The sequence below is a fragment of the Rhodococcus sp. GA1 genome, assembly GCF_024321955.1.
GTDB classification, from domain to species: Bacteria; Actinomycetota; Actinomycetes; order Mycobacteriales; family Mycobacteriaceae; genus Rhodococcus; species Rhodococcus pyridinivorans.
On sequence record NZ_CP097186.1, the window covers coordinates 4,618,618 to 4,643,240 of the forward strand.

General features: G+C 68.4%; 25 protein-coding genes. 22 read left to right on the forward strand and 3 right to left on the reverse strand.

What is annotated here, in order from left to right; all coding sequences use genetic code 11:
- Positions 1-86 precede the first annotated feature (86 nt).
- The 6 genes from trpB to M3330_RS21605 all read left to right on the forward strand — a co-directional run bounded on the left by trpB (position 87) and on the right by M3330_RS21605 (position 6,550).
- Complete coding sequence (trpB, locus tag M3330_RS21580; protein WP_255026280.1) at positions 87-1,349, forward strand: tryptophan synthase subunit beta; 1,263 nt, start codon at positions 87-89, stop codon at positions 1,347-1,349.
- Complete coding sequence (gene trpA, locus M3330_RS21585) at positions 1,346-2,149, forward strand: tryptophan synthase subunit alpha (RefSeq protein ID WP_006554059.1); 804 nt, start codon at positions 1,346-1,348, stop codon at positions 2,147-2,149. The genes trpB and trpA overlap by 4 nt, the downstream gene beginning before the upstream one ends.
- Positions 2,146-3,183: a prolipoprotein diacylglyceryl transferase gene (lgt, locus tag M3330_RS21590; RefSeq protein ID WP_039585217.1), complete on the forward strand. Its 1,038-nt coding sequence runs from the start codon at positions 2,146-2,148 to the stop codon at positions 3,181-3,183. The genes trpA and lgt overlap by 4 nt, the downstream gene beginning before the upstream one ends.
- Positions 3,180-4,130 carry a TM2 domain-containing protein gene (locus tag M3330_RS21595; RefSeq protein WP_255026284.1) on the forward strand — a complete coding sequence of 317 codons (951 nt, stop codon included), beginning with the start codon at positions 3,180-3,182 and terminating at the stop codon, positions 4,128-4,130. The genes lgt and M3330_RS21595 overlap by 4 nt, the downstream gene beginning before the upstream one ends.
- Positions 4,131-4,247: 117 nt before the next feature.
- The gene (gene pyk / locus M3330_RS21600; protein WP_006554056.1) at positions 4,248-5,669 is read left to right on the forward strand and encodes a pyruvate kinase; all 1,422 of its coding nucleotides are present in this window, start codon (positions 4,248-4,250) and stop codon (positions 5,667-5,669) included.
- Positions 5,666-6,550 carry an acyl-CoA thioesterase II gene (locus tag M3330_RS21605; RefSeq protein WP_006554055.1) on the forward strand — a complete coding sequence of 295 codons (885 nt, stop codon included), beginning with the start codon at positions 5,666-5,668 and terminating at the stop codon, positions 6,548-6,550. Before pyk ends, M3330_RS21605 begins: the two co-directional genes overlap by 4 nt.
- Here M3330_RS21605 and M3330_RS21610 read toward each other — a convergent pair.
- Together M3330_RS21610 and M3330_RS21615 are read right to left on the reverse strand one after the other, a co-directional pair.
- Complete coding sequence (locus tag M3330_RS21610; RefSeq protein ID WP_006554054.1) at positions 6,517-7,014, reverse strand: MarR family winged helix-turn-helix transcriptional regulator; 498 nt, start codon at positions 7,012-7,014, stop codon at positions 6,517-6,519. The genes M3330_RS21605 and M3330_RS21610 overlap by 34 nt on opposite strands.
- On the reverse strand, positions 7,011-7,628 hold the full coding sequence (locus M3330_RS21615) for a DJ-1/PfpI family protein (RefSeq protein WP_019289699.1): 618 nt from the start codon (positions 7,626-7,628) through the stop codon (positions 7,011-7,013). The genes M3330_RS21610 and M3330_RS21615 overlap by 4 nt, the downstream gene beginning before the upstream one ends.
- Positions 7,629-7,979: 351 nt before the next feature.
- Between M3330_RS21615 and M3330_RS21620 the strand changes: the two genes are divergently transcribed.
- From M3330_RS21620 to M3330_RS21635, 4 genes are all read left to right on the forward strand, one after another.
- Positions 7,980-9,008, forward strand: coding sequence for an isopenicillin N synthase family oxygenase (locus tag M3330_RS21620; RefSeq protein WP_039585253.1), 1,029 nt, complete (start codon positions 7,980-7,982; stop codon positions 9,006-9,008).
- Between the two features lie 61 nt (positions 9,009-9,069).
- Positions 9,070-9,906, forward strand: a complete 837-nt coding sequence (locus M3330_RS21625) for a MetQ/NlpA family ABC transporter substrate-binding protein (RefSeq protein WP_039585220.1) — start codon at positions 9,070-9,072, stop codon at positions 9,904-9,906.
- On the forward strand, positions 9,906-10,925 hold the full coding sequence (locus M3330_RS21630; RefSeq protein WP_006554050.1) for a methionine ABC transporter ATP-binding protein: 1,020 nt from the start codon (positions 9,906-9,908) through the stop codon (positions 10,923-10,925). Before M3330_RS21625 ends, M3330_RS21630 begins: the two co-directional genes overlap by 1 nt.
- Positions 10,926-10,938: 13 nt before the next feature.
- Positions 10,939-11,607, forward strand: coding sequence for a methionine ABC transporter permease (locus M3330_RS21635; RefSeq protein ID WP_006554049.1), 669 nt, complete (start codon positions 10,939-10,941; stop codon positions 11,605-11,607).
- Positions 11,608-11,643: 36 nt separating this feature from the next.
- On the opposite strand, the gene M3330_RS21640 is transcribed toward M3330_RS21635, so the two are convergent.
- Positions 11,644-12,675: an iron-siderophore ABC transporter substrate-binding protein gene (locus M3330_RS21640; protein ID WP_006554048.1), complete on the reverse strand. Its 1,032-nt coding sequence runs from the start codon at positions 12,673-12,675 to the stop codon at positions 11,644-11,646.
- Between the two features lie 334 nt (positions 12,676-13,009).
- Between M3330_RS21640 and M3330_RS21645 the strand changes: the two genes are divergently transcribed.
- The 12 genes from M3330_RS21645 (at position 13,010) to nuoK (ending at position 24,610) form a co-directional block, all read left to right on the forward strand.
- Positions 13,010-13,258 carry a hypothetical protein gene (locus tag M3330_RS21645; RefSeq protein ID WP_230810512.1) on the forward strand — a complete coding sequence of 83 codons (249 nt, stop codon included), beginning with the start codon at positions 13,010-13,012 and terminating at the stop codon, positions 13,256-13,258.
- A gap of 80 nt (positions 13,259-13,338) precedes the next feature.
- The gene (locus M3330_RS21650; protein WP_082937676.1) at positions 13,339-13,743 is read left to right on the forward strand and encodes a response regulator transcription factor; all 405 of its coding nucleotides are present in this window, start codon (positions 13,339-13,341) and stop codon (positions 13,741-13,743) included.
- 259 nt (positions 13,744-14,002) lie between these two features.
- Positions 14,003-14,362: an NADH-quinone oxidoreductase subunit A gene (locus M3330_RS21655; protein ID WP_016935086.1), complete on the forward strand. Its 360-nt coding sequence runs from the start codon at positions 14,003-14,005 to the stop codon at positions 14,360-14,362.
- Between the two features lie 101 nt (positions 14,363-14,463).
- A complete protein-coding gene (locus tag M3330_RS21660) occupies positions 14,464-15,018 on the forward strand; it encodes an NADH-quinone oxidoreductase subunit B family protein (RefSeq protein ID WP_006554043.1) in 555 nt (184 codons plus the stop codon).
- The gene (locus M3330_RS21665; protein WP_006554042.1) at positions 15,015-15,731 is read left to right on the forward strand and encodes an NADH-quinone oxidoreductase subunit C; all 717 of its coding nucleotides are present in this window, start codon (positions 15,015-15,017) and stop codon (positions 15,729-15,731) included. Before M3330_RS21660 ends, M3330_RS21665 begins: the two co-directional genes overlap by 4 nt.
- The gene (locus tag M3330_RS21670; protein WP_006554041.1) at positions 15,728-17,032 is read left to right on the forward strand and encodes an NADH-quinone oxidoreductase subunit D; all 1,305 of its coding nucleotides are present in this window, start codon (positions 15,728-15,730) and stop codon (positions 17,030-17,032) included. Before M3330_RS21665 ends, M3330_RS21670 begins: the two co-directional genes overlap by 4 nt.
- On the forward strand, positions 17,029-19,215 hold the full coding sequence (gene nuoF / locus M3330_RS21675; protein ID WP_255026300.1) for an NADH-quinone oxidoreductase subunit NuoF: 2,187 nt from the start codon (positions 17,029-17,031) through the stop codon (positions 19,213-19,215). The genes M3330_RS21670 and nuoF overlap by 4 nt, the downstream gene beginning before the upstream one ends.
- The gene (locus tag M3330_RS21680; RefSeq protein WP_064852366.1) at positions 19,212-21,683 is read left to right on the forward strand and encodes an NADH-quinone oxidoreductase subunit G; all 2,472 of its coding nucleotides are present in this window, start codon (positions 19,212-19,214) and stop codon (positions 21,681-21,683) included. Before nuoF ends, M3330_RS21680 begins: the two co-directional genes overlap by 4 nt.
- Entirely contained in the window at positions 21,680-22,981 is a 1,302-nt protein-coding gene (gene nuoH, locus M3330_RS21685) for an NADH-quinone oxidoreductase subunit NuoH (protein ID WP_006554038.1), read from the forward strand. Before M3330_RS21680 ends, nuoH begins: the two co-directional genes overlap by 4 nt.
- Complete coding sequence (gene nuoI, locus M3330_RS21690) at positions 22,981-23,526, forward strand: NADH-quinone oxidoreductase subunit NuoI (RefSeq protein WP_006554037.1); 546 nt, start codon at positions 22,981-22,983, stop codon at positions 23,524-23,526. Before nuoH ends, nuoI begins: the two co-directional genes overlap by 1 nt.
- Positions 23,523-24,314, forward strand: a complete 792-nt coding sequence (locus tag M3330_RS21695; protein ID WP_006554036.1) for an NADH-quinone oxidoreductase subunit J — start codon at positions 23,523-23,525, stop codon at positions 24,312-24,314. The genes nuoI and M3330_RS21695 overlap by 4 nt, the downstream gene beginning before the upstream one ends.
- Entirely contained in the window at positions 24,311-24,610 is a 300-nt protein-coding gene (gene nuoK / locus M3330_RS21700; RefSeq protein WP_006554035.1) for an NADH-quinone oxidoreductase subunit NuoK, read from the forward strand. The genes M3330_RS21695 and nuoK overlap by 4 nt, the downstream gene beginning before the upstream one ends.
- Positions 24,611-24,623 lie beyond the last annotated feature (13 nt).

Below are 24,623 nucleotides of genomic sequence, written 5' to 3' on the forward strand. Positions count from 1 at the left end.
GTGATCCGCATCGCGTGGTGGGGCAGACTGGACGCGTGACTGCAGACGATTCCGCACTTTCCGCCAAAGGCCGAGGGCTTCCCTCGATGAGCGAAGCCCTCGCCACTCCGACCGCGCACGAACCCGACGTCCGCGGCCATTTCGGAGTCTTCGGTGGCCGCTATGTGCCCGAGGCGCTCATGGCGGTGATCGAGGAGGTCACCGCTGCCTACGAGAAGGAACGCGTCGATCCGGACTTCCTCGCGGAACTCGACCGCCTGCAGCGCGACTACACCGGCCGCCCGTCCCCGGTCTACGAGGCCACCCGCCTGAGCGAACACGCCGGCGGAGCGCGCATCTTCCTCAAGCGCGAGGATCTCAACCACACCGGCTCGCACAAGATCAACAACGTGCTCGGGCAGGTGCTGCTCGCCAAGCGCATGGGCAAGACCCGCGTGATCGCCGAGACCGGCGCCGGCCAGCACGGCGTCGCCACCGCCACCGCATGCGCGCTGCTCGGTCTCGAATGCCGCGTCTACATGGGCGAGGTCGACACCGAACGGCAGGCCCTCAACGTCGCGCGCATGCGTCTGCTCGGCTCCGAGGTCATCGCCGCCAAGACCGGCTCGCGCACCCTCAAGGACGCGATCAACGAGGCGATGCGCGACTGGGTCACCAACGCCGACAACACCTACTACTGCTTCGGCACCGCCGCCGGCCCGCACCCCTTCCCGGCGATGGTCCGCGACTTCCAGCGCATCATCGGCCTCGAGGCCCGCGCACAGATCCGCGAACTCACCGGTCGCCTGCCCGACGCCGTCGTCGCCTGCGTCGGCGGCGGATCGAACGCGATCGGCATCTTCCACCCGTTCATCGACGACCCGTCCGTCAAGCTCGTCGGCTGCGAGGCCGGGGGGGACGGGGTGGAGACCGGACGGCACGCCGCCACCATCGGCGGCGGCACTCACGGTGCCCTGCACGGCGCGTTCTCGTACCTGTTGCAGAACGAGGACGGCCAGACCATCGAATCGCATTCGATCTCCGCCGGGCTCGACTATCCCGGCGTCGGCCCCGAACACGCCTGGCTCGCCGACACCGGCCGGGCCGAGTACCGCGCCGTCACCGACAGTGAGGCCATGGAGGCCTTCGCGTTGTTGTGCCGCACCGAGGGCATCATCCCCGCTATCGAGTCGGCCCACGCCGTCGCCGGTGCCGTCGAGCTCGGCCCCGAACTCGGCAAGGGCGCCATCGTCCTGGTCAACCTCTCCGGCCGCGGGGACAAGGACGTCGACACCGCCGCCAAGTGGTTCGGTTACCTGCCGACCGACGAGTCCGCCGACCGGACCGGCCCCGAAGGAGCAGCCCAGTGAGCGCCCCGCACGAACGCCTGACCGAGATCTTCGCGACCTGCCGCGCCGAGAACCGCGCCGCACTGGTCGGTTACCTGCCGGTCGGCTATCCCACCGTCGAGCGCTCCGTCGAGGCGATGAAGACGCTCGTCGAGGGCGGCTGCGATCTCATCGAGGTCGGCATCCCGTACAGCGACCCGGTCATGGACGGCACCACCATCCAGAACGCGGCGTTCGAAGCGATCGCCAACGGCGTCCGGGTCCGCGACGTCTTCCCGGCCGTCGAGGCGATCACCGCCGCCGGCGGCGCCGCGGTCGTGATGACCTACTGGAACCTCGTGCTCAAGTACGGCGTCGAGAACTTCGCGCGCGACCTCGCGGCCGCGGGTGGACTCGGCATCATCACGCCCGACCTCGTCCCGGACGAGGCGGAAGAATGGATCGCCGCGGCCGACAAGTACGGACTCGGCAGGATCTTCCTGGTCGCACCGTCGTCGACCAACGAGCGCCTCGCGACCACCCTCGACAAGTGCCGCGGCTTCGTCTACGCCACCTCGACCATGGGTGTCACCGGCGCCCGCGACAGCGTCGACAACCGCGCGCCGGAGATCGTCGCCCGGGTGCGCACGCACTCCGACATCCCGGTCGGTGTCGGTCTCGGTGTGCGCAACGGTGCCCAGGCCGCGGAGATCGCGGGCTACGCCGACGGCGTGATCGTCGGTTCGGCGCTGGTCTCCGCCGTCGCCGAAGGGCCCGACGCGTTGCTCGCACTGACTCGGGATCTCGCGAAGGGCGTTCGCTCCGCTAACGTGCACTCGTGACATCCACTGCGTCTGTTCTGGCCTATCTGCCGAGTCCGCCGCAGGGCGTCTGGTATCTCGGACCGTTCGCCCTCCGCGCCTACGCCCTGTGCATCATCGTCGGGATCGTCGTGGCGATCTGGTGGGGCGACCGCCGCTGGGTCGCGCGCGGCGGACAGGCCGGCACCGTCCTCGACATCGCCGTGTGGGCGGTGCCCTTCGGTCTGATCGGTGGGCGGCTCTACCACGTGGCCACCGACTGGCAGAAGTACTTCGGAGACGGCAACGACCCGGTCGACGCCCTGAAGATCTGGGAGGGCGGCCTCGGCATCTGGGGTGCGGTCGCTTTCGGTGCGCTCGGTGCGTGGATCGGGTGCCGTCGGCGGGGGATCCCGCTGCCGGCCTTCGGGGACGCCCTCGCCCCGGCGATCCTGCTGGCGCAGGCCATCGGACGCCTCGGCAACTGGTTCAACCAGGAACTCTACGGTCGCGAGACCACGGTGGCGTGGGGACTCGAGATCTACGAACGGCGCAACGACGCAGGGCAGGTCGCGCCCGGGCTGGTCGACGGCGTGTCCACCGGCGAGGTGGCCTTCGTCGTGCACCCGACCTTCCTCTACGAGCTGCTGTGGAACCTCGCCGTCGTGCTGCTGTTGGTGTTCGTCGACCGAAAGTTCACGATCGGTCACGGACGCCTGTTCGCCCTCTACGTCGCCGGGTACTGCGCGGGCCGGTTCTGGATCGAGCTGATGCGCACCGATGCGGCGACCCAGATCGCCGGTATCCGGATCAACTCGTTCACCTCGGGCATCGTATTCGTGCTCGCGGTCGCCTACTTCGTCCTCGCACGTAAGGGCCGCGAGGACCCTGCGACGCTGAATCCGGTCGCCGGGAACGCGGACGCAGAGCCGGCCGCACAGGACGAGGGCGGGGCGGCCGCAGACGAGGCCGCGCCCACTTCGGAGTCGGCGGATGCGGAGTCGGACAGCTCGTCGTCCGCCGCCGGTAGAGTCGACGAAGCGACGTCCGGAGACAGCAAAGGGGATCACTCGTGACCAGACAGGACCCGGAAGCTTCGGGAGCATCCGATTCGGAGCCTGCCAAGCCGGAGCCCGACACGACGGAGCCTGCCAAGCCCGACCTGACCAAGCGGAGCGAGTCCGCCTCCGGCGCCGACACGCCGGAGCGGTCCTCGGAGAGCGAGCACACCCCGCCGCCCGATCTCGGACGCGCGTTCGACTACGACGCCACCGCGCAGGCCTCGTTGTCCGCTCAACCGCCCACACTCGACTCCCTCGGTGGCGCCACCGGCACTCCGGGACCGGGATGGGACACCTACTCGGGTGTCGGCAACGGACCGGGCTGGGGGACCACGCCCAGCTACCCGCCGCCGGCCGAGCACGAGTCCGACTATCCGTCCCCGGGCGACTACCCCTACGGCGAGCATCAGGGCCGGCCCGAGACCGGCACCGGACCGGTCTACGGGACACCCGACCCGCACTACCCGATCGGGTCCCCGCAGCAGGACCCGTCGCAGGGCCGGTACACCGGTCCGCAGGGAACGCAGCAGCCGGGTTACGGTCCGCCTCCGCAGGGCGGGCAGGGTTACGGTCCGTCTCCGCAGGGCGGGCAGGGTTACGGTCCGCCTCCGCAGAGCGGACAGGGATACGGTCCGCCGCCCGGCTACGGGGTGATGCCCGCCTACGGCTACCCCGACCCGTCGAACCCGTACGGTCACGACGCCGCAGCGCCCTTCGGACGCGATCCCTACACCGGCGAGCCGTACTCCGACAAGAGCAAGGTCACCGCAGGTGTGCTGGGGATCCTGCTCGGCGCCTTCGGTGCCGGACGCTTCTACCTCGACCAGCCGGGCACGGCGGTCGCGCAGATCGCCGTCACCTGGCTCACCTGCGGTATCGGGGGCATCTGGCCGCTGATCGACGGCATCCTCATGCTCACCGGCAAGGTCCGCGACAAGAACGGACGCCAGCTCCGTCCGTGACATCCCGACGACTCCGTCGCCTGTGACATCCCGACGTCTCCGTCCCATCGGCACCCCGGCGACACGCACCGGGGTGCTGGGATGGAGGGTCGCAGGCTCGGAGGCTAGGCTCGAAGCGTGACCCGACGCACCAAGATCGTTTGCACTATGGGGCCGGCCACCGCCGACCCCGATGTCCTGCGGAATCTCGTCGACGCCGGAATGGACGTCGCCCGCCTGAATTTCAGCCACGGTGAACACGCCGACCACGAGGGCCACTACAACCGGGTCCGCGCTGCGTCGGAGGCCTCCGGGCACGCCGTCGGTATCCTCGCCGATCTCCAGGGGCCGAAGATCCGGCTCGGACGATTCGCCGAGGACCGCACCGTGTGGGAACACGGTGAAGTGGTCCGCATCACCGTCGACGACGTGGTCGGAGACCACGACCGCGTCTCGACCACCTACAAGGAACTCGCTCAGGACGCCGTCGCCGGCGACCGGTTGCTCGTCGACGACGGCAAGGTCGGTCTCGTCGTCGAGGCGGTCGAGGGCAACGACGTCGTCTGCCGCGTCATCGAGGGCGGACCCGTCAGCAACAACAAGGGTGTCTCCCTGCCGGGGATGAACGTCTCCGTTCCGGCCATGTCGGAGAAGGACATCGAGGATCTCGAGTTCGCACTGCGCCTCGGTGTCGACTTCATCGCCCTGTCGTTCGTGCGGTCGCCGGCCGACGTCGAACTCGTTCACGAGGTCATGGACCGCGTCGGGCGGCACGTGCCGGTGATCGCCAAGCTCGAGAAGCCCGAGGCCGTCGAGAATCTCGAGGCCGTGGTCCTCGCCTTCGACGCGGTCATGGTGGCGCGCGGCGACCTCGGCGTCGAACTTCCGCTCGAGCAAGTACCGCTCGTGCAGAAGCGCGCGATCCAGATAGCACGTGAGAACGCCAAGCCCGTCATCGTCGCGACGCAGATGCTCGAATCGATGATCGAGAACTCGCGTCCCACTCGCGCCGAGGCCTCCGACGTGGCCAACGCCGTGCTCGACGGCACCGACGCCGTGATGCTCTCGGGTGAGACCTCCGTCGGCAAGTTCCCCGTCGAAACGGTCCGCACGATGGCGCGCATTATTGCCGCCGTCGAGTCGGATTCGACGGAAGTGCCTGCGCTGACGCACGTTCCGCGCACCAAGCGCGGTGTCATCTCGTACGCCGCCCGCGACATCGGCGAGCGTCTCGACGCCAAGGCGCTCGTCGCGTTCACCCAGTCGGGCGACACCGTGCGACGACTCGCGCGGTTGCACACCCCGCTGCCGCTGCTCGCGTTCACGCCCGTCCCGCACATCCGCAACCAGCTGGCGCTGACGTGGGGCACCGAGACCTTCTCGGTCGAGCCGGTCGACACCACCGACCAGATGGTCGAACAGGTCGACGCGGCGTTGCTGTCGCTGGGCCGGTACCAGCGCGGCGACCTCGTGGTGATCGTCGCCGGAGCGCCTCCGGGACGCTCGGGTTCGACCAACCTCATCCACGTGCACCGGTTGGGTGAGAAAGACACCCGGTGACACTGTCGGACACAACGGATCTCGACGTTCTCCTCGGCCTCCTCGATCTGGAGCAGGTCGAGGAGAACGTCTTCCGTGGTGGTCATCCCGAGCAGGTCGGCAGCCGCACCTTCGGCGGTCAGCTCGTCGCGCAGGCGCTCATTGCGGCCGGACGCACCGTGGGTGATCGTCCTGTGCACGCGATCAACGCCCATTTCATCCGGGGCGGCGACGTCAAGCGGCCCATCGACTACCACGTCGTCACCCACCGGGACGGCCGCGACTTCGCGAACCGGATGGTCACCGCCTACCAGGACGACCAGGAACTGTTCGTCATGCTCGCCGCCTTCCAGCGGTGGGGCAAAGGCCTCGAACACTCGGTGACCGTTCCCGATGTTCCCCTGCCCGAAGCGCTTCCGCCGATCGGCGAACGCCTGCGCGGCTTCGAGGAGCAGTTGCCGCATTTCGTCGGCGCGCTCAAGCCGATCGACATGCGGTACGCCAACGACCCCGCCTGGGTGTTGCGGGGAACGGGGGAGAAGCTCGGCCACAACCGCGTGTGGATGCGCGCCGACGGGCAACTGCCCGACGATCCGCTGCTCCACGTCGCCACGCTGGCCTACGCGTCCGACACGACCGTCCTCGATTCGATCCTCACCACGCACGGCCTGTCGTGGGGACTCGACCGGATCGTGGCGGCGACGGTCAACCATTCGATCTGGTTCCACCGTCCGCTCCGCTTCGACGAATGGCACCTGTACGCCACGGAATCCCCGGTAGCGGCCGGTTCCCGTGGTATGGCGACGGGACGCTACTTCACCATCGAGGGCGAACTCGTCGCGACCGTCGTGCAGGAAGGGCTCATCCGTCACTTCCCGCCGCGTCGTCCGTCGGGGAGCTGATCGGCCGATCGGTCGAGGGCGGCCGACAGCGCGCGCATGCCCTCCACGATCCGCGCCAGGTTCTCGGATCCGGTCTCCTCGCACAGTGCCCGCGCGGCGTCGGCGTGAGCGGGGCCGATGGCACGGATCGCGTCGTGACCGGCCGGTGTCATCGCGACGAGCTTGGCGCGACGGTGCGCCGGATTGGGCCGGTACTCCGCCAGGCCCTTGTCGACGAGGAGATCGGCGATGCGCTGCACGCTCTGCCGGGTGATGCCCATCTCGCGGGCGATCGCGGACACCGGCAGCGGAGCGGAGGAGACCGCGCCGAGGACCTGCCACCAGGCCGCGGTCAGGCCCACCGGACGCGCCAGGGTCTCGGCCAGCGCGAAAAACTGGCCGTTGAGCCGGAAGGCCGTCAGTGCGGCCGCGCTGAGCAGTTCGGCCTCCGCCGGGTGCTGCTCGGCCGCGTTCTGCTCCGTCACGAGCCGGAGGACATGAGCTCGTAGTAGCCGCGCGGGTCGCGCTCGCCGTAGAGGGCGTACCAAGCGTCGAGGACGCGCGGTTCGTACATGTCGAGCCGGGTGAAGATCGCGCGGGCGAAGTCGACCGGGGCGATGCCGCTCGCGGTGATGAGATCGCCGTCCGTGACCGCGGGTTCGTCCCGGTACAGATCGGCGCCACCGTATCCGACGCTCTGCAGGAATTCTGGAGCGTTGCTCGTGTGCGGCCGCTCGTCGAGCAGGCCGGCAGCCGCGAGCGCTCCGGTCGCGCCACAGATCGCGGCCACCGGAACGCCGGCGTCGAGGAATTGCCGGGTCTTGTCGACGAACGGGGCGTAGGCGTCGGTCGGCCAGATGTCGTTGCCCGCGAGGATCAGCATCGCGCTGTCCTCCGGCGTGATGTCTGCGAGCACGGCGTCGGGAAGGATGCGGAGTCCGCCCTTGGTCGTGACCGGTTCCGTCGTGGCTCCGACGGTACGGACGCGGTACCGGCCGGGGCTGCGCTGCCATTCGGGATCTGCGATATGTGGCGTGACGTATCCGATCTCCCAGTCAGCCAGGGTGTCGTACACGGCGACGTGAACTGTTTCGGTCATGACAGTATGCTGACAAAACGACAGCCTACTGTCAATGGTGTCGCACTGCCGGTCGAGGATGATTTGCCGGGTGGTCCAGGCGGCGATTAGCCTTGATCAGGACCACGTCGTGGCGCCACTGTCGTCGAAGGTCGCACGCGACCTCATCGGAGGAGAACATGGGCAACACTCACGCGCAGACTGTGAGCACACGCGCTCGAAGCGCCGTGGCTCCTGCGTGTTGTCGTTGCCGCTGATCACCCCTGTCGGGGCTGCTCGCACTGCTCTCACGATTCCCCTGGGTCCGCTGTGACCGACGATCCGGCGGTGACCGGGAATTCCTCGCATCCGATGCGGTTCGAAAGGCACATCATGTCCGATTCGACAGTATTGCCCGTCATCGATCTGTCCGATCTCGACGGCGACGACACCACACGCAACGCCCTGCTCGATCGCCTCCGGGAGGCCACCCACGAGATCGGGTTCTTCCATCTCGCCGGTCACGGGATAGAGCCCGCGCTCGCCGACGGGCTCGTTGCGGCAGCACGCGAATTCTTCGCCCTCCCCGAGGCGGGCAAGCTCGCGATCGAGAACATCCGCTCGCCCCACTTCCGCGGCTACACCCGTGTCGGTGGCGAACGCACCCAGGGCTATGTCGACTGGCGCGAACAACTCGACATTGGCCCGGAACGCGATGCCGTCGCCGAGGTCGACCCCGACCGCCCCTGGGAGGTGCTGCACGGCCCCGATCTGTGGCCCGAGCAGGTCCCCCGACTACGCGAACTGGCCCTGCGGTGGATCGACGAGGCCGGCAACGTCGGACGCCGACTGCTCGGTGCATGGGCCGAATCCCTCGGTGCCCCCGCCGATCACTTCGAGGACGCCTTCGCCGATCCCGACCCGCTGCTGAAGATCGCGCGGTATCCCGGGCACGACCGCTCGGTCACCGATCAAGGGGTCGGCAGCCACAAGGACGTCGGCGCGCTGACGTTGCTGTATCCCGAACCCGGCAGCACCGGCTTCCAGGTCGAACGCGACGGACGTTGGGTCGACATCGACCCGCTCCCAGGGCATTTCATCGTCAACATCGGAGAACTCCTCGAGGTCGCCACCGGCGGTTACCTCCAGGCGACCGTCCATCGTGTGCTGCCGCCCCCGGCGGGTACCGACCGCGTGTCGCTGCCCTTCTTCCTCAATCCCGGTCTCGACCGCGAACTCCCGGCGGTGGAGTTGCCCGCAGATCTGGCCGCGGCCGCCCGCGGCGTCGGCCCCGACGCACACGGCGGCACGCTGCACGCCGTCTACGGCCTCAACGCACTCAAGTCCCGCCTGCGGGCACATCCGAACGTGGCGGAGCGTTTTCACGCGGATCTCCTCGCCCGCTTCGCCGCACCCCGATAATCGATCTGTCCGTCCCCGTATTTCCAACGTCCCCGCATTCCCAACGGAAGGTATCCACCCGATGTCACTGCGTCGTATCGTCGTCGCGTCCGCCGCGCTCACCCTCGCTGCGGGTCTCGCGGCCTGCTCGTCGTCCGAAGGTGACGACACCACCCTCCGGATCTCGGCGTCGTCCACCCCGCACGTCGAGATCCTCGACCAGATCGTGAGCACCGGGGCGCTGGGCGACTACAAGCTCGACATCGTCGAGATCACCGGGGAGGTCGATCCCAACGAACTGCTCGAGGCCGGTGACGTCGACGCGAACTTCTTCCAGCACGAGCCCTACCTGGCGGACTGGCAGAAGCAGAAGGGTATCGACGACCTCGTCGCCGTCGCCGACGTGCACCTCGAGCCCATCGGCCTCTACTCGAACAAGATCGCCTCGCTCGACGAGCTGAAGGACGGCGACACTGTCGCCGTGCCGCGCGACACCACCAACTACGCCCGCGCGCTGTACCTGCTCGAATCGGCCGGTCTGCTCGAGATGGACGTGCCCTTCGAGGAGGCCGACCTGTCGGTGGTCACCGAATCGAACATCACCGCCAACCCGAAGAACCTGAACCTCGTCGGCATCGAGCGTCCGCAGCTCGCCCGTCAGCTCGACGACGCGCAGATCACCGCCGCCGTGATCAACTCCAATTACGCGCTCGAAGCCGGCCTGAACCCGGCCGAGGACGCCATCGTCACCGAAGAGGTCGAGAACAACCCCTTCTCCAACCTGCTCGTCGTGCGGGCCGAGAACGAGAACGACCCGGCAGTGACCGCGCTGGCCGAGGCCCTCGAGTCGCCCGAGACGGCTGCCTGGATCGAGGAGACCTACTCCGGCGCCGTGCTGCCGGTCCACTCGACGAACTGATGATCGTCGTCGAGAACCTCGTCAAGACCTTCCCCGGAGCCGGGCGCTCCGGGGAGGTCGCGGCGTTGCGAGGGGTGTCGCTCGAGATCCCCGACGGCGAGATCTACGGCATCGTCGGCCCGTCCGGATCCGGCAAGTCCACCCTTCTGCGCTGTCTGAACCTGCTCGAGCGGCCTACCTCGGGACGGATCCTGCTCGGCGGGGACGACCTGTCGACCCTGTCCGGCGCGGAACTGCGAGCGGCGCGTCGCCGGATCGGGACGGTCTTCCAGCAGTTCAACCTACTGCACTCGCGCACCGTGATCCGGAACGTCGAATTCCCGCTCGAAGTGGCGGGGATCGACAAGGAACAGCGCCGCAAGCGGGCGCTCGAGCTGCTCGATCTCGTCGGCCTGGCCGGCAAGGGGGAGAGCTATCCCTCGCAGCTGTCCGGTGGACAGCAGCAGCGCGTGGGCATCGCCCGCGCACTCGCCGTCGAACCCGAGGTACTGCTGTGCGACGAGGCCACGAGCGCCCTGGACCCGGACACCACCGATCAGGTCCTCGATCTCGTCGCCGAGGTGAACAGACGACTGGGCGTCACGGTCGTGGTGATCACCCACGAACTCGGGGTGCTGCGCCGGATCTGCAGCTCGGCAGCTCGGCTCGCCGCCGGGCAGGTGGTCGAGACGGGCCGGATCGTCGATCTCGTCGCCGATCCCGAGTCGGCGCTCGGGCATGCGCTCGTCCCGGTCGGCACCGACCCGTCGACGGGTTCGGGTGCCGACACGGCTCTGGTCACCGCGATCGGTGATGCCGCGCACGGACCGTGGCTCGCGGAGATGATCCGCGCGATCGACGCCGACATCGCTGTGGTCGGCGGCCGGGTCGAACAGGTCGGCAGCGTCACCGTGGGCCGGATGCGCCTTCGGTTCACGGCGGGTACCGATCGGGCACTCATCGAGGGGTTCGTGGCCGAACGCCCGTATCTGAGCCTGGCGTGGGGGACGGAAGCCGAATTGGAGGGACTCACGGAATGACGGTGCAGGCGCGATGAACAAACTGCAGTGGTACGACGCCTTCCCGGAGGTGTGGGAAGCCACCCTCGAGACGCTCTACATGGTTGCGGTGTCCTTCGTGCTCACCGTCGTCGGTGGTGTGCTGGTCGGAATCGTGTTGCAGTTGACGTCCCCGTCCGGACTGTGGCCGCGCAGGACGCTCAACACCGTCCTCGGCGTGATCGTCAACCTCTTCCGGTCGCTGCCCTTCCTCATCCTGCTGATCGCGCTGATCGGGTTCACCCGCTTCATCGTGGGTACCGCGATCGGGCCGACCGCGGCGATCGTGCCGTTGACCATCGGTGCCATCCCGTTCTTCGGCCGGATCGTCGAATCCGCTCTGCGGGAGGTGCCCCGGGGCCGGGTCGAGGCGGCCCAGGCGATGGGGGCCACCAACGGGCAGATCGTGCGCAAGGTGCTGCTGCCCGAAGCACTGTCCCCGCTGATCGCCGGTGCCACCCTCACCCTCGTGCTGCTGGTGGGATATTCGGCCATGGCCGGTGTCATCGGTGGTGGCGGTCTCGGCGACTTCGCGATCGTCTACGGCTACCAGCGGTTCAACACGCCGGTGCTGTTGCTCGCGGTGGTCGTCCTCATCGTGATGGTGCAGATCATGCAGTCGATCGGTGATCTCATGGTCCGCAGGCTCGCGCACCGGCGGTGACGCCCGAGAGCCGGGCGCACCACCGGTGCGTCCGGCTCAGCGGTCGAGCTTCGCGATCGCCTCGTCGACGAGCGGGACGTAGCGGTCGATCGACCACGGCACGGTGAGCGGATTGATCATCGACGATCCCGTGACGAACGGCTGTTCCTCCGGCGCGACGAGCGAGCCGCGCGCGATCGCCGGAATTTGCTGGTAGACGGCCTGCGATTCGATCTCCGCGCGGTTCGCCGGGTCGGAATAGAACGTGAAGATCAGATCCGAGTCCTTCAGCAGTCCTGCGTTCTCGAGCCCGATGACCGCCGAGTCGGTGCCCTCGGTCTCCTCGAGCGTCTCCGCGACCGGGTCGACCGTCAGCCCGAGTCCGCGGACCATCGCCACGCGCTGCTCGTCGGGCATGAACACGCCCAGCGTGCTGGGGCCGGTGTTGTAGATATACGAGAACGTCACCCCGGCGTATTCGGGATGCTCCGCCGCGGTGCGTTCGAAGGTGTCATCGATCCCCGTGATCAGATCCAGCGACTCGTCGTGCCTGCCGAGTGCGGTGCCGATGGTCTCGATCTGGTCCTGCCAGGTGATCGTCCAGGGCAGTTCGGGGTAGGCGACGGTCGGGGCGATCGCCGACAGCAGGTCGTACTGCTCCTGCGTGATGCCCGACCACGGCGCGAGGATGACGTCCGGGGCGAGTCGGGCGATCGCCTCGACGTCCACCTCGGCGCCACCGGTGAACTGCTCGGGCAGCGGCTCGCCGCGTTCGGTCAGTTCCTCGTGGATCCAGGGCAGATATCCGGTTTCGTCGCTGCCCCAGGGATATTCCTCCATCCCCACTGGGGTGACACCCAGTGCGATCGCCGTCTCGGCCGAACCCATCCCGAGCGTGACGACCCTTTCGGGCTGCGCGTCGATCTCGGCGGTGCCCAGTGCGTGCTCGATCGCGACGGGTTCGAAGTCGCCCGTCGGAGAACCGTTCGAGTTGTCGCCACTGCCGGACGAGCAGGCGGTGAGTGCGACGGCGGCGGCGAGCGCGACTACCGCGCGTGACCCGAGGCGGCGCGGGGACAGAAATTTCATGGATACCTCTCACTGATCGGACCGGTTCGAGAGGTGAGCCTAACCTTCTGAAGGGGATGACGGTTATCGGCAGATTTCCGGGCCGTCCGCAACTTCGTGATGTCCCACAAACAGATCACGAGACGGATGTCACATTTGATAGTATTCTGTTATCGAAACCGCTCACGTCCCGGGCGGGAAAGGGGACGGCCGCACTCGGCCACCGCGGGGGTTCGCTCATCACCGACGATTCGTCGACCGGGAACGATGAGTGGATGCGGGGGTACCGGATGCGTCGTTCCGGGGAGGAACGGAGATGCTCATGGTTGCATCCACGGATAAGAGGTCCGATTCGATGCCACGCTCGAACCGGCGGATTCTCGCGATCATCGCGCTCACGGGAATGCTCACGATCGGATTCCTGGCTGCGGTGTTCACCGCGTCGTATCTGATCGGTGCCGCATTCGCCATGCTCACCGGCGCATGCATCGTGCTGGCGCACCTGATGATCGCGCCCGCCTCGATCATCCACGACGACGAGACGGAGACGGCCATCCGTCCCGAGATCCGCGAGCGGTGGCATCCGCTCGGTAGCGAATCCTGAGCTCGTCCCGGCCCGCCGACGTCGCGGCGCCGCCGCGACACGCGGGTTCCCCGGACGGGCGGGTGTGCTCGGTTAGCATCTTGCCCGTGACCGACTCGCTGCGCATCCTCGTCTACAGCGACGATGCGACCGTGCGGCAACAGGTTCGTGATGCCCTCGGTGCCCGGCTGCACCCGGATCTGCCTCCACTCGACTACGTCGAGGTCGCGACACCGCCGGTCGTCGTCGAACGCATGCACGCCGGCGACATCGCCCTCGCCGTGCTCGACGGTGAGGCCGCCCCCGCGGGCGGCATGGGCCTCGCGAAACAACTCGAGGACGAACTCGACTCGTGCCCGCCGATCATCGTGTTGATCGCCCGGGCCGACGACGAATGGCTCGCCCGCTGGTCGGGCGCCGAGGTGGCGCTGCGTCATCCCGTCGACCCGATTCGGCTCGGCCGGCAGGTCCTCGCGCTGCTCACCCCTCGCTCCCGCCCCTCCTGACCCTTCCGACGCGCGACCGCCCGGCCGCGAACTCGTATGTGGGGCCGGAAAATCTACCCTCCTTCCCGTTGTCGAGCAGCCCGACACGCCGCCCCGAATCGAGGGCGTGAAATCGCGACAAGTCCGACGCGAACAGCACTAGTGTGTGCCGTGACTCACAACCCTGGGCCGGGACGGAACCGCCCGGTGCACGGCGGGGGTGGGTTCGCGGGCGACGAGCAGACCCGCGGCCGGATTCGCGCAAGCAACCGGAGGTCGCATGAACGCTTACGTACCGATCCTGGTACTCGGTGGCATCGCGCTTGCCTTCGCGGTCTTCTCCGTCGCGGTGGCGAGCCTCGCGGGCCCGAGCCGATACAACCGCGCCAAGCTCGATGCGTACGAGTGCGGCATCGACCCCACACCCCAGCCGGTGGGAGGTGGCCGCTTCCCGGTGAAGTACTACCTCACCGCGATGCTGTTCATCATCTTCGACATCGAGATCGTCTTCCTGTACCCGTGGGCGGTCCATTTCGACGCGCTCGGCGTCTTCGGTCTGGCGGCGATGGCGCTGTTCATGTTCAACGTCTTCGTCGCCTACGCCTACGAGTGGAAACGAGGAGGCCTGACATGGGACTGACGACCCGCGTGTACGACGGGATGTCCTGCCAGCGAAGGGGTTACGAGAGCGGACGACAAACGACCGGGCGTCCGGTCCGATTCCGGGGAAGGTGACGGGCGATGGGCATCGAGGAGAAGGTCCCCAGCGGTTTTCTGCTCAGCACCGTCGAGACCCTGGCCGGTTTCGCGCGCAAGGGCTCCTTGTGGCCGGCGTCCTTCGGGCTCGCGTGCTGCGCCATCGAGATGATGGCCACCGCCGGTGGCCGCTACGACATCGCCCGCTTCGGTATGGAGGCCTTCCGGGCCTCCCCGCGACAGGCCGACGTCATGATCGTCGCCGGCCGAGTCAGCCAGAAGATGGCTCCCGCCCTGCGCCGCGTCTACGACCAGATGGTCGAACCGAAGTGGGTGCTCGCGATGGGCGTGTGCGCCTCGTCGGGCGGCATGTTCAACAACTACGCGATCGTTCAGGGGGTCGACCACGTCGTCCCCGTCGACATCTACCTTCCGGGCTGCCCGCCCCGGCCCGAGATGCTCCTGCACGCCATCCTCATGCTGCACGAGAAGATCGCGCAGATGCCACTGGGTGTGAACCGGGCCGAGGCGATCCGCGCCGCCGAGGAAGCGGCCCTGGCCCAACGTCCCCTCATCGAACTGACGGTGCCGCCGCGATGACCGATCTCGAACGGACAGGATCCGACCACGACGACCGCGCCGACGAGGTGATCGCCGTCCGACGCGGCATGTTCGGGGTGCGTGGATCCGGTGACACCAGCGGCTACGGCCGCCTCGTGCGCCGGGTGACGCTGCCCGGCAGCACCGAGCGACCCTACGGCGGGTACCTCGACGACCTCGTCGACACGCTCGAGGACGTCCTCGACGAGCGATCCGGCGACACCGGCGTCGGCTATGCCCAGGCGGTCGAGAAGGTCGTCGCGCACCGCCACCAGCTGACCGTCTTCGTCCGCCGCGAACATCTGCCGCTCGTGGCCCGCACCCTGCGCGACCATGCGGACCTCCGCTTCGAGCTGTGCCTCGGGGTCAGCGGGGTGCATTACCCGCAGGAGACGGGCCGCGAACTGCACGCGGTGTATCCGCTCGTCTCGATCACCCACAACCGTCGGATACGGCTCGAGGTCGCGATCCCCGACAGCGACCCGTACGTCCCCTCGCTCTACCGCACCTACCCGACGAACGACTGGCACGAGCGCGAGACCTACGACTTCTTCGGAATCGTCTTCGACGGGCACCCCGCGCTCACCCGCATCGAGATGCCCGACGACTGGCACGGACATCCCCAACGCAAGGACTACCCTCTCGGCGGCATCCCGGTGGAATACAAGGGCGCCCGGATCCCGCCACCCGACGAACGGAGGGCGTACACGTGACGAGCGAACCCGCGACCGAGACCGTCTTCGACGCCGTCGGACGCGACTGGGACGGCATCACCGCTGCCGTACGCGACAGCGGCGAGGACCACATCGTCGTCAACATGGGCCCCCAGCACCCATCCACCCACGGAGTGTTGCGCCTGATCCTCGAGATCGACGGCGAGACCGTCACGGAGGCCCGATGTGGAATCGGCTATCTGCACACCGGAATCGAGAAAAACCTCGAATTCCGCAACTGGACGCAGGGCGTCACCTTCGTCACTCGCATGGACTACCTCGCCCCGTTCCACAACGAGACGGCCTACTGCCTCGGCGTCGAGAAGCTGCTCGGCATCGAGGATCTCGTCCCCGAACGCGCGCAGGTCGTGCGAGTGATGCTCATGGAACTCAACCGCATCTCCTCGCACCTGGTGGCGCTGGCCACCGGTGGCATGGAACTCGGCGCGACCACCCCGATGCTGTTCGGTTTCCGCGAACGCGAACTGATCCTCGACGTCTTCGAGACGATCACCGGACTGCGGATGAACCACTCCTACATCCGGCCCGGCGGACTGTCCCAGGACTTGCCCGACGAAGCCGTGCCGATGATCCGCGACCTGCTCGCCCTCCTACCCGGCCGGCTCGCCGATCTCGAAGCCCTGTTCACCGACAACCCCATCTTCATCTCCCGCACCCGCGACATCGGCTGCCTCGACCTCACCGGCTGCATGGCCCTCGGGATCACCGGACCGATCCTACGGTCCACCGGACTGCCCTACGACCTGCGCCGCGCCGAACCCTACTGCGGCTACGAGACCTACGAGTTCGACGTCGTCACCGCAGAGGGATCCGACTGCTACGCGCGCTATCTCGTCCGGATCGGGGAGATGCACGAATCGTTGAAGATCGTCGAACAGTGCCTCGACCGGCTCCGCCCCGGACCGGTGATGGTCCAGGACGGCAAGATCGCCTGGCCGTCGGAACTGCAGCTCGGACCGGACGGACTCGGCAACTCGCCCGACCACATCCGGCACATCATGGGCGAGTCGATGGAGGGTCTGATCCACCACTTCAAGCTCGTCACCGAAGGCATACGTGTCCCCGCGGGACAGGTCTACATCGGCGTCGAATCGCCACGCGGCGAACTCGGCGTCCACATGGTCAGCGACGGCGGCACACGCCCGTACCGCGTGCATTACCGCGACCCGTCGTTCACGAATCTGCAGGCCGTCGCGGCGATGTGCGAGGGCGGCATGGTCTCCGACGTGATCGCTGCCGTCGCCAGCATCGACCCGGTGATGGGGGGAGTGGACCGATGAACACCGAATTCGTGCGGGCTGCGGGCGCGGAGACCACCGGCACCGCGGCCACGAGCGAGACCACCGCCGCCGTGCCGATGACCGAACCGGCCGGACGCGAACCCGTCCTCGTGCCGCTCGGGCCGCGACCCGACGAGGACACCTATCTCACCCCACCTGACGCACCGCGCCGCTATCCCGACGACGCGCGCGCCCGCCTCGACGCCGACGCCGACCGGATCATCGCGCGCTACCCGCAGCCACGATCAGCGCTGCTGCCGCTGCTGCACCTCGTGCAGGCGGAGGACGGTTACATCACGCCGGCCGGCATCGAGTTCTGCGCCCGGCGGCTCGGACTCACCGGCGCCGAGGTCGCCGCCGTCTCCACCTTCTACACCATGTACCGCCGCTCGCCGACCGGCCGCCACCACGTCGGAGTGTGCACGAACGCGTTGTGCGCGACGATGGGCGGCGACGAGATCTTCTCCGCGCTGTGCACCCGGCTCGGCATCGGACACGACGAGACCACCGCCGACGGCGCGATCACCCTCGAGCACATCGCATGCAACGCGGCGTGCGACTACGCCCCGGTGATGACCGTCGACTGGGAACTGTTCGACAACCGCACTATCGACTCCGCGATCGAACTCGTCGACGACCTGCTCGCCGGCGGCACCCCCGCACCGACGCGCGGCGCCCCGCTGCGCAGCTTCCGCGACACCGCACGCCTGCTCGCGGGGATCCCCGACGACCGGCCCGGTGCGCTCGAGGCCGCCGGTACCGCCGGGCCGGCCTCCCTCGCCGGGCTCGAGGTCGCCCGCAAGCACGACATGCGGGCACCCGAACCGCCGGAGAATGACGAGGCCGTCGTCGCCGTCGCGAAATCACCGACAGGTCTGACCCCCGTACTCACCCGTTATTGGGCCGAGGAACAGGCGTGGACCCTCGACGCCTACCGGCGGCACGGTGGATACGAAGCCCTGCCCATCGCGCTCGGCATGGACCCGGATGCGGTCATCGCCGCAGTCAAGGATTCCGGGATCCGCGGTCGCGGCGGCGCCGGATTCTCCACGGGCACCAAGTGGTCGTTCATCCCGCAGGGCGACGACAAGCCGCACTATCTCGTCGTCAACGCCGACGAATCCGAACCGGGCACCTGCAAGGACATCCCGTTCATGCTGGCCACCCCGCATGCCCTCGTCGAAGGCGTGATCATCGCCGCCTACGCGATCCGCGCCCGGCACGCGTTCGTCTATCTCCGCGGCGAAGCCGTCCCGGTGCTGCGGCGCCTGCACGCGGCGGTCGCCGAGGCCTACGAGGCCGGTTATCTCGGACGCGACATCCTCGGCTCCGGATACGACCTCGAACTCGTCGTCCACGCCGGTGCGGGCGCATACATCTGCGGTGAGGAGACGGCGCTGCTCGACTCCCTCGAGGGCCGCCGCGGCCAACCACGCCTGCGCCCGCCCTTTCCCGCCGTCGCCGGCCTGTACGCATGCCCGACCGTCGTCAACAACGTCGAATCCATCGCGAACGTCCCGCTCGTCATCCGCAACGGTGTGGACTGGTACCGCTCGATGGGCACCGAGAAATCACCGGGATTCGCGATGTTCTCGCTGTCCGGGCACGTCACCACCCCCGGCCAGTACGAGGCCCCGCTCGGCATCACCCTGCGCGAGCTGCTCGGCTACGCCGGAGGTGTGCGCGCCGGCCACCGGCTCAAGTTCTGGACACCCGGCGGTTCGTCGACCCCGATCTTCACCGACGAACACCTCGACGTCCCCCTGGACTACGAGAACGTCGCCGCCGCCGGGTCGATGCTCGGGACCCGGGCCCTGCAGATCTTCGACGAGACCACCTGCGTCGTCCGCACGGTGCTGCGCTGGACCGAGTTCTACGCGCACGAATCGTGCGGCAAGTGCACCCCCTGCCGCGAGGGCACCTGGTGGCTCGTGCAGATCCTCGAGCGGCTCGAACACGGCCGGGGCGCCGAAGCCGACCTGGAGAAGCTGCTCGACATCTCCGACAACATCCTCGGCCGGGCGTTCTGCGCGCTCGGGGACGGCGCGACCAGCCCGATCACGTCGTCGCTGAAGTACTTCCGCGACGAATACGTCGCCCACTTCGAGCACGGCGGCTGCCCGTTCGACCCGCACCTGTCGACGCTCGCCGCCGACGCCCCCGCGGAAGGAGGCGAGCGATGACCGCAGTGTCCGGTGCCGGTGCGGAGAAGTCCGAGACCACCGACCTCGTGAACGTCACCATCGACGACACCGAGATCGCCGTGCCCAAGGGCACTCTCGTGATCCGCGCCGCCGAACTGATCGGGGTCCAGATCCCGCGGTTCTGCGACCACCCGCTGCTCGAACCGGTCGGTGCGTGCCGCCAGTGCCTCGTCGAGGTCGAGGGCCAGCGCAAACCGCTCGCCTCGTGCACCTCCGTGGTCACCGACGGGATGGTCGTGCGCACCCAGTTCACCTCACCGGTGGCCGACAAGGCCCAGCGCGGCGTGATGGAACTGCTGCTCATCAACCATCCGCTCGACTGTCCGGTATGCGACAAGGGCGGCGAGTGCCCGCTGCAGAACCAGGCGATGTCCAACGGACGCGCCGAGTCCCGCTTCGAGGACACCAAACGCACCTACCCGAAACCCATCGCGATCTCCTCGCAGGTGCTCCTCGACCGCGAACGGTGCGTGCTGTGCGCGCGGTGCACCCGCTTCGCCGACCAGATCGCGGGCGACCGGTTCGTCGACATGCTCGACCGCGGGGCGCTGCAGCAGGTCGGTATCTACACCGAGGAACCGTTCGAGTCGTACTTCTCCGGCAACACTGTCCAGATCTGTCCGGTCGGCGCGCTCACCGGCGCCGCCTACCGGTTTCGCGCCCGCCCGTTCGATCTGGTCTCCACGCCGAGTGTGTGCGAACACTGCGCGAGCGGCTGCGCCCAGCGCACCGACCATCGTCGCGGTGCCGTGCTGCGCCGACTCGCCGGGGACGACCCCGAGGTCAACGAGGAATGGAACTGCGACAAGGGACGCTGGGCGTTCACCTACGCTACCGCCGACGATTGCCTCACGACACCGCTCGTCCGCGACGATACCGGAGCGCTCGTCCCCGCCTCGTGGATCGAGGCGCTCGGCGTCGCCGCCCGCGGGCTCGCGGCGGCGCGCGGTAGGGCCGGGGTGCTCACCGGTGGCCGGCTCACCGTCGAGGACGCCTACGCGTACGCGAAGTTCGCGCGAACGGCGCTCGGCACCAACGACATCGACTTCCGCAGTCGAGCCCTGTCGGGGGAGGAGACGGACTTCCTCGCCTCGCGGGTCGCCGGGCGGCGCCTCGACGTCACCTACCGCGACCTCGACCGCGCGCCGGCGGTGCTCCTCGTCGGATTCGAGCCGGAGGAGGAGTCGCCGATCGTCTTCCTGCGGCTGCGCAAGGCGGTCCGGCGGAACAGGCTGCAGGTCTTCACGATCGCACCGTTCGCCTCGCGCGGTGTCCACAAGCTGTCGGGCCGGGTCGAACAGTGCGTCCCGGGCGACGAGGCACGCGCGCTCGACGCGATCCGCACCGGCGCATCCGCCGATGCCGCGGCGGCGCTCGGGACTCCCGGTGCGATCGTGCTGGTGGGGGAGCGGGCCGCAGCATCGCCCGGCACGCTGTCCGCCGCTGCGGCCCTCGCCGACGAGACCGGAGCCCGCCTCGCGTGGATCCCGCGCCGCGCCGGTGATCGCGGAGCACTCGAAGCCGGCGCCTTCCCGACACTTCTCCCCGGCGGTCGCCCGATCGGCGACCCGCAGGCCCGGCGCGACATCGAGTCGGCGTGGGGTCTACCGGCCGACACCCTGCCGTCGGAGCCGGGCCGCGACACCGACGCCATCCTCGCCGCGGCCGCCGAAGGTGATGTGGCTGCGCTCGTGGTCGCCGGCGTCGACCCCGCCGACCTGCCCGACCCCGATGCCGCACTCGCGGGTCTCGACGGTGCCGGCTTCGTCGTGAGTCTGGAAGTGCGACGCAGCGCGGTGACCGACCGCGCCCACGTCGTCTTCCCCGTCGCGCCGGTGGTCGAGAAGGCCGGGAGCTTCCTCGACTGGGAGGGACGCGAACGTGCCTTCCCGATCGCCCTCCGCGACACCGGAGCACTGCCCGACCACCGGGTGCTCGCGGCGATCACCGACGCGATGGACCTCGATGGAGGCCTCGACGATCCCGGCCCCCACGACGTCGAGACCCTCCGCCACGAACTCGCGGAGCTCGGACGATGGACGGGCACCGTTCCCGAATCGCCGGGAGTGTCCCCGCGACCCCCGCGACGTCCCGTTCTCGGGGAAGCGGTCCTCGCCACCTGGCGGATGCTCCTCGACGCGGGCCGGTTGCAGGACGACGAACCGCACCTCGCCGGAACGGCGCACGAACCCGTCGCCCGTCTGTCGGCCGCGACAGCCGCGGAGATCGGCGCCGCCGACCATCATTCGATCACCGTCTCCACCGAGCGCGGCTCGATCACGCTGCCGCTGGTGGTCGACGACCTGCCCGACCGTGTCGTCTGGCTGCCCACCGCCTCACCAGGATCGATGGTGCACGCCGATCTCGGTGTCACCGCCGGTGACGTGGTGCGGATCCGGGCCACCGCCACGACGGGCTCCGGATCGGACGAGGAGGATCCGCGATGAGCGTCACCGCCCAGCCCGTGGACCTGTCGATGTTCGGCATCGACCCCTGGTGGCTCGTCGTCGTCAAGGCCGTGGCGATCTTCGCGTTCCTCGTCCTGACGACCCTCGTGATGATCCTCGCCGAACGCAAGATCATGGCCTGGATGCAGATGCGGGTCGGACCCGACCGGGTGGGGCCGAAGGGACTGTTCCAGACCGTCGCCGACGGTCTGAAACTCGCGCTCAAGGAAGGCATCATCCCTACCGGGGTGGACAAGCCGATCTACATGCTCGCCCCGATCATCGCGACGGCCCCGGCGTTCATGGCGTTCGCGGTCATTCCCTTCGGGCCCGAGGTGTCGATCCTCGGGAACCGGACGCCGCTGCAGCTGACCGATCTTCCCGTCGCGGTGCTCTACGTCCTGGCGATCACCTCCGTCGGCGTCTACGGGATCGTGCTCGCCGGTTGGGCCTCGGGTTCGACCTATCCGCTGCTCGGTGGTCTCCGCTCGACCGCGCAGGTCATCTCCTACGAGATTGCGATGGGACTCGCGTTCGCCGCGGTCTTCCTGCAGGCGGGCACGATGTCGACCTCGGGCATCGTCGCCGCGCAGAACGACCTGTGGTTCGTCGTGCTGCTGCTGCCGTCCTTCCTGGTGTACTCGGTGTCGATGGTGGGGGAGACCAACCGCGCCCCCTTCGACCTGCCCGAGGCCGAGGGCGAACTCGTGGGCGGTTTCCACACGGAGTACTCGTCGCTGCGGTTCGCGATGTTCATGCTCGCGGAGTACGTCAACATGGTCACCGTCTCCGCGCTCGCGACCACCCTGTTCCTCGGTGGCTGGCACGCGCCGTGGCCGCTGACACTGTGGAGCGGCGCGAACTCGGGCTGGTGGCCGCTGCTGTGGTTCGTGATCAAGGTGTGGGTCGTGCTGTTCGTCTTCGTGTGGCTGCGCAGCACCCTGCCGCGACTGCGCTACGACCAGTTCATGGCCCTGGGCTGGAAACTGCTCATCCCCGTCTCGGTGGTGTGGGTGATGATCGTGGCCGCGCTGCGCATCCTCGACACCGACGACGTCCTGCCCGGCACCGCGAGCCTCATCGTCGCCGGGGTGCTGTCCACCGCCCTGCTGTTCGCCTACCTCACCCTGCAGGGGCGGCGGAGCCGGCGCATCGCACAGGCGACGGAACCACCCGCCGGCGTCGACGAGGAGTTCGACGCCATGGCCGGAGGTTTCCCCGTGCCGCCACTACCTGCTCGGTCGAGCACCCGATCGAGTCCGCCCGCCCCGGCGGGTCGTCTCCCAGGAGGATCGTGATGGTCGAATTCCGCGGCCCGCTCGCCGGTTTCGGTGTGACGCTCACGACGATGTTCAAGAAGCCCAACACCGAGCAGTATCCGGAACAGAAGAGACCCACCGCCCCCCGCTATCACGGACGCCACCAGCTCAACCGGTATCCGGACGGACTCGAGAAGTGCATCGGCTGCGAACTGTGCGCGTGGGCCTGCCCCGCCGACGCCATCCACGTCGAGGGTGCCGACAACACCGACGAGGAGCGGTACTCGCCCGGCGAACGGTACGGGCGCGTCTACCAGATCAACTACCTGCGGTGCATCGGCTGCGGATTGTGCATCGAGGCGTGCCCGACCCGCGCGCTGACGATGACGAACGAGTACGAGATGGCCGCCGACAACCGAACCGACATGATCTACGAGAAGGACCGCCTGCTCGCGCCGCTCGAACCCGGGATGCAGCCACCCCCGCATCCCATGGCACCCGGCGCCACCGACGAGGACTACTACCGGGGCACGATCCCCGTCCCGGAACATGCGTCCGCCGCCGACGGGGAGGAACACCGGTGACCACCGCGCTGCTCGCCGCCGAACTCACCACGACCTCCACCGGGGAGGCCGTGCAGTTCTGGATCCTCGGTGCCGTCGCGGTACTCGGGGCGCTCGGTGTCGTCGTCGCCCCGAAGGCCGTGTACTCGGCGCTGTTCCTCGCCATGACGATGATCGTGCTCGCCGTCTTCTACATCGCGCAGGATGCGTTGTTCCTCGGTGTGGTGCAGATCGTCGTCTACACCGGCGCCGTGATGATGCTGTTCCTGTTCGTGCTCATGCTCGTCGGTATCGACTCCGCCGACTCCCTCGTCGAAACCATCAAGGGACAGCGCGTTCTCGCGATCGTCGTGGCGGTCGGCTTCGCGGCGATGCTCATCGGTGGCATCGGGAACACCGCGGTCTCCGGCTTCGCGGGACTCGACGCGGCCAACGCCGGCGGCAACGTCGAGGGCCTGGCGGTGCTGCTGTTCATCGACTACGTCTGGGCGTTCGAACTCACCGGAGCGCTGCTCATCACCGCCACCGTCGGTGCGATGGTGCTCGCCCACCGGGAACGTCTGCAGCCGAGGCAGACCCAACGCGAACTCGCCGCACGCCGGTTCCGCGAAGGGGAGCGCGTCACACCGCTGCCGGCCGCGGGTGTCTATGCCCGCCACAACGCCGCCGACGTCCCGGCCCTGCTCCCGGACGGATCGTTCTCCGAACTGTCTGTCGGTGAGCTGCTCGGCCGCATCGGGCGCGACTGGGACCACACCGAACTCGGCCTGCGCGAACCCGGCGACGACGCGAGGAAGGATCGGCGATGAACCCCGAGAACTACCTCTACCTGTCGGCGCTGCTGTTCACCATCGGCGCGGTAGGAGTTCTCCTCCGCCGCAACGCGATCGTCGTATTCATGTGCGTCGAGTTGATGCTCAACGCCGCGAACCTGGCCTTCGTCACCTTCGCGCGGATGCACGGCAACCTCCACGGACAGGTGTTCGCCTTCTTCACGATGGTCGTCGCGGCCGCCGAGGTCGTCGTCGGCCTCGCGATCATCGTGACCATCTTCCGGACGAGGCGATCGGCCTCCGTCGACAACGCCGACCTGCTCAAGTACTGACGACCCCACGAGG

Excerpts from the sequence above, each read along its gene's own strand:
- trpB (WP_255026280.1), top strand. The coding sequence starts at position 87 with ATGAGCGAAGCCCTCGCCACTCCGACCGCGCACGAACCCGACGTCCGC.
- M3330_RS21615 (WP_019289699.1), bottom strand. The coding sequence starts at position 7,628 with ATGACCGAAACAGTTCACGTCGCCGTGTACGACACCCTGGCTGACTGG.
- M3330_RS21620 (WP_039585253.1), top strand. The coding sequence starts at position 7,980 with ATGTCCGATTCGACAGTATTGCCCGTCATCGATCTGTCCGATCTCGAC.
- M3330_RS21625 (WP_039585220.1), top strand. The coding sequence starts at position 9,070 with ATGTCACTGCGTCGTATCGTCGTCGCGTCCGCCGCGCTCACCCTCGCT.
- M3330_RS21630 (WP_006554050.1), top strand. The coding sequence starts at position 9,906 with ATGATCGTCGTCGAGAACCTCGTCAAGACCTTCCCCGGAGCCGGGCGC.
- M3330_RS21635 (WP_006554049.1), top strand. The coding sequence starts at position 10,939 with ATGAACAAACTGCAGTGGTACGACGCCTTCCCGGAGGTGTGGGAAGCC.
- M3330_RS21640 (WP_006554048.1), bottom strand. The coding sequence starts at position 12,675 with ATGAAATTTCTGTCCCCGCGCCGCCTCGGGTCACGCGCGGTAGTCGCG.
- M3330_RS21645 (WP_230810512.1), top strand. The coding sequence starts at position 13,010 with ATGCCACGCTCGAACCGGCGGATTCTCGCGATCATCGCGCTCACGGGA.
- M3330_RS21655 (WP_016935086.1), top strand. The coding sequence starts at position 14,003 with ATGAACGCTTACGTACCGATCCTGGTACTCGGTGGCATCGCGCTTGCC.
- M3330_RS21660 (WP_006554043.1), top strand. The coding sequence starts at position 14,464 with ATGGGCATCGAGGAGAAGGTCCCCAGCGGTTTTCTGCTCAGCACCGTC.
- M3330_RS21665 (WP_006554042.1), top strand. The coding sequence starts at position 15,015 with ATGACCGATCTCGAACGGACAGGATCCGACCACGACGACCGCGCCGAC.
- nuoF (WP_255026300.1), top strand. The coding sequence starts at position 17,029 with ATGAACACCGAATTCGTGCGGGCTGCGGGCGCGGAGACCACCGGCACC.
- M3330_RS21680 (WP_064852366.1), top strand. The coding sequence starts at position 19,212 with ATGACCGCAGTGTCCGGTGCCGGTGCGGAGAAGTCCGAGACCACCGAC.
- nuoH (WP_006554038.1), top strand. The coding sequence starts at position 21,680 with ATGAGCGTCACCGCCCAGCCCGTGGACCTGTCGATGTTCGGCATCGAC.
- nuoI (WP_006554037.1), top strand. The coding sequence starts at position 22,981 with ATGGTCGAATTCCGCGGCCCGCTCGCCGGTTTCGGTGTGACGCTCACG.
- nuoK (WP_006554035.1), top strand. The coding sequence starts at position 24,311 with ATGAACCCCGAGAACTACCTCTACCTGTCGGCGCTGCTGTTCACCATC.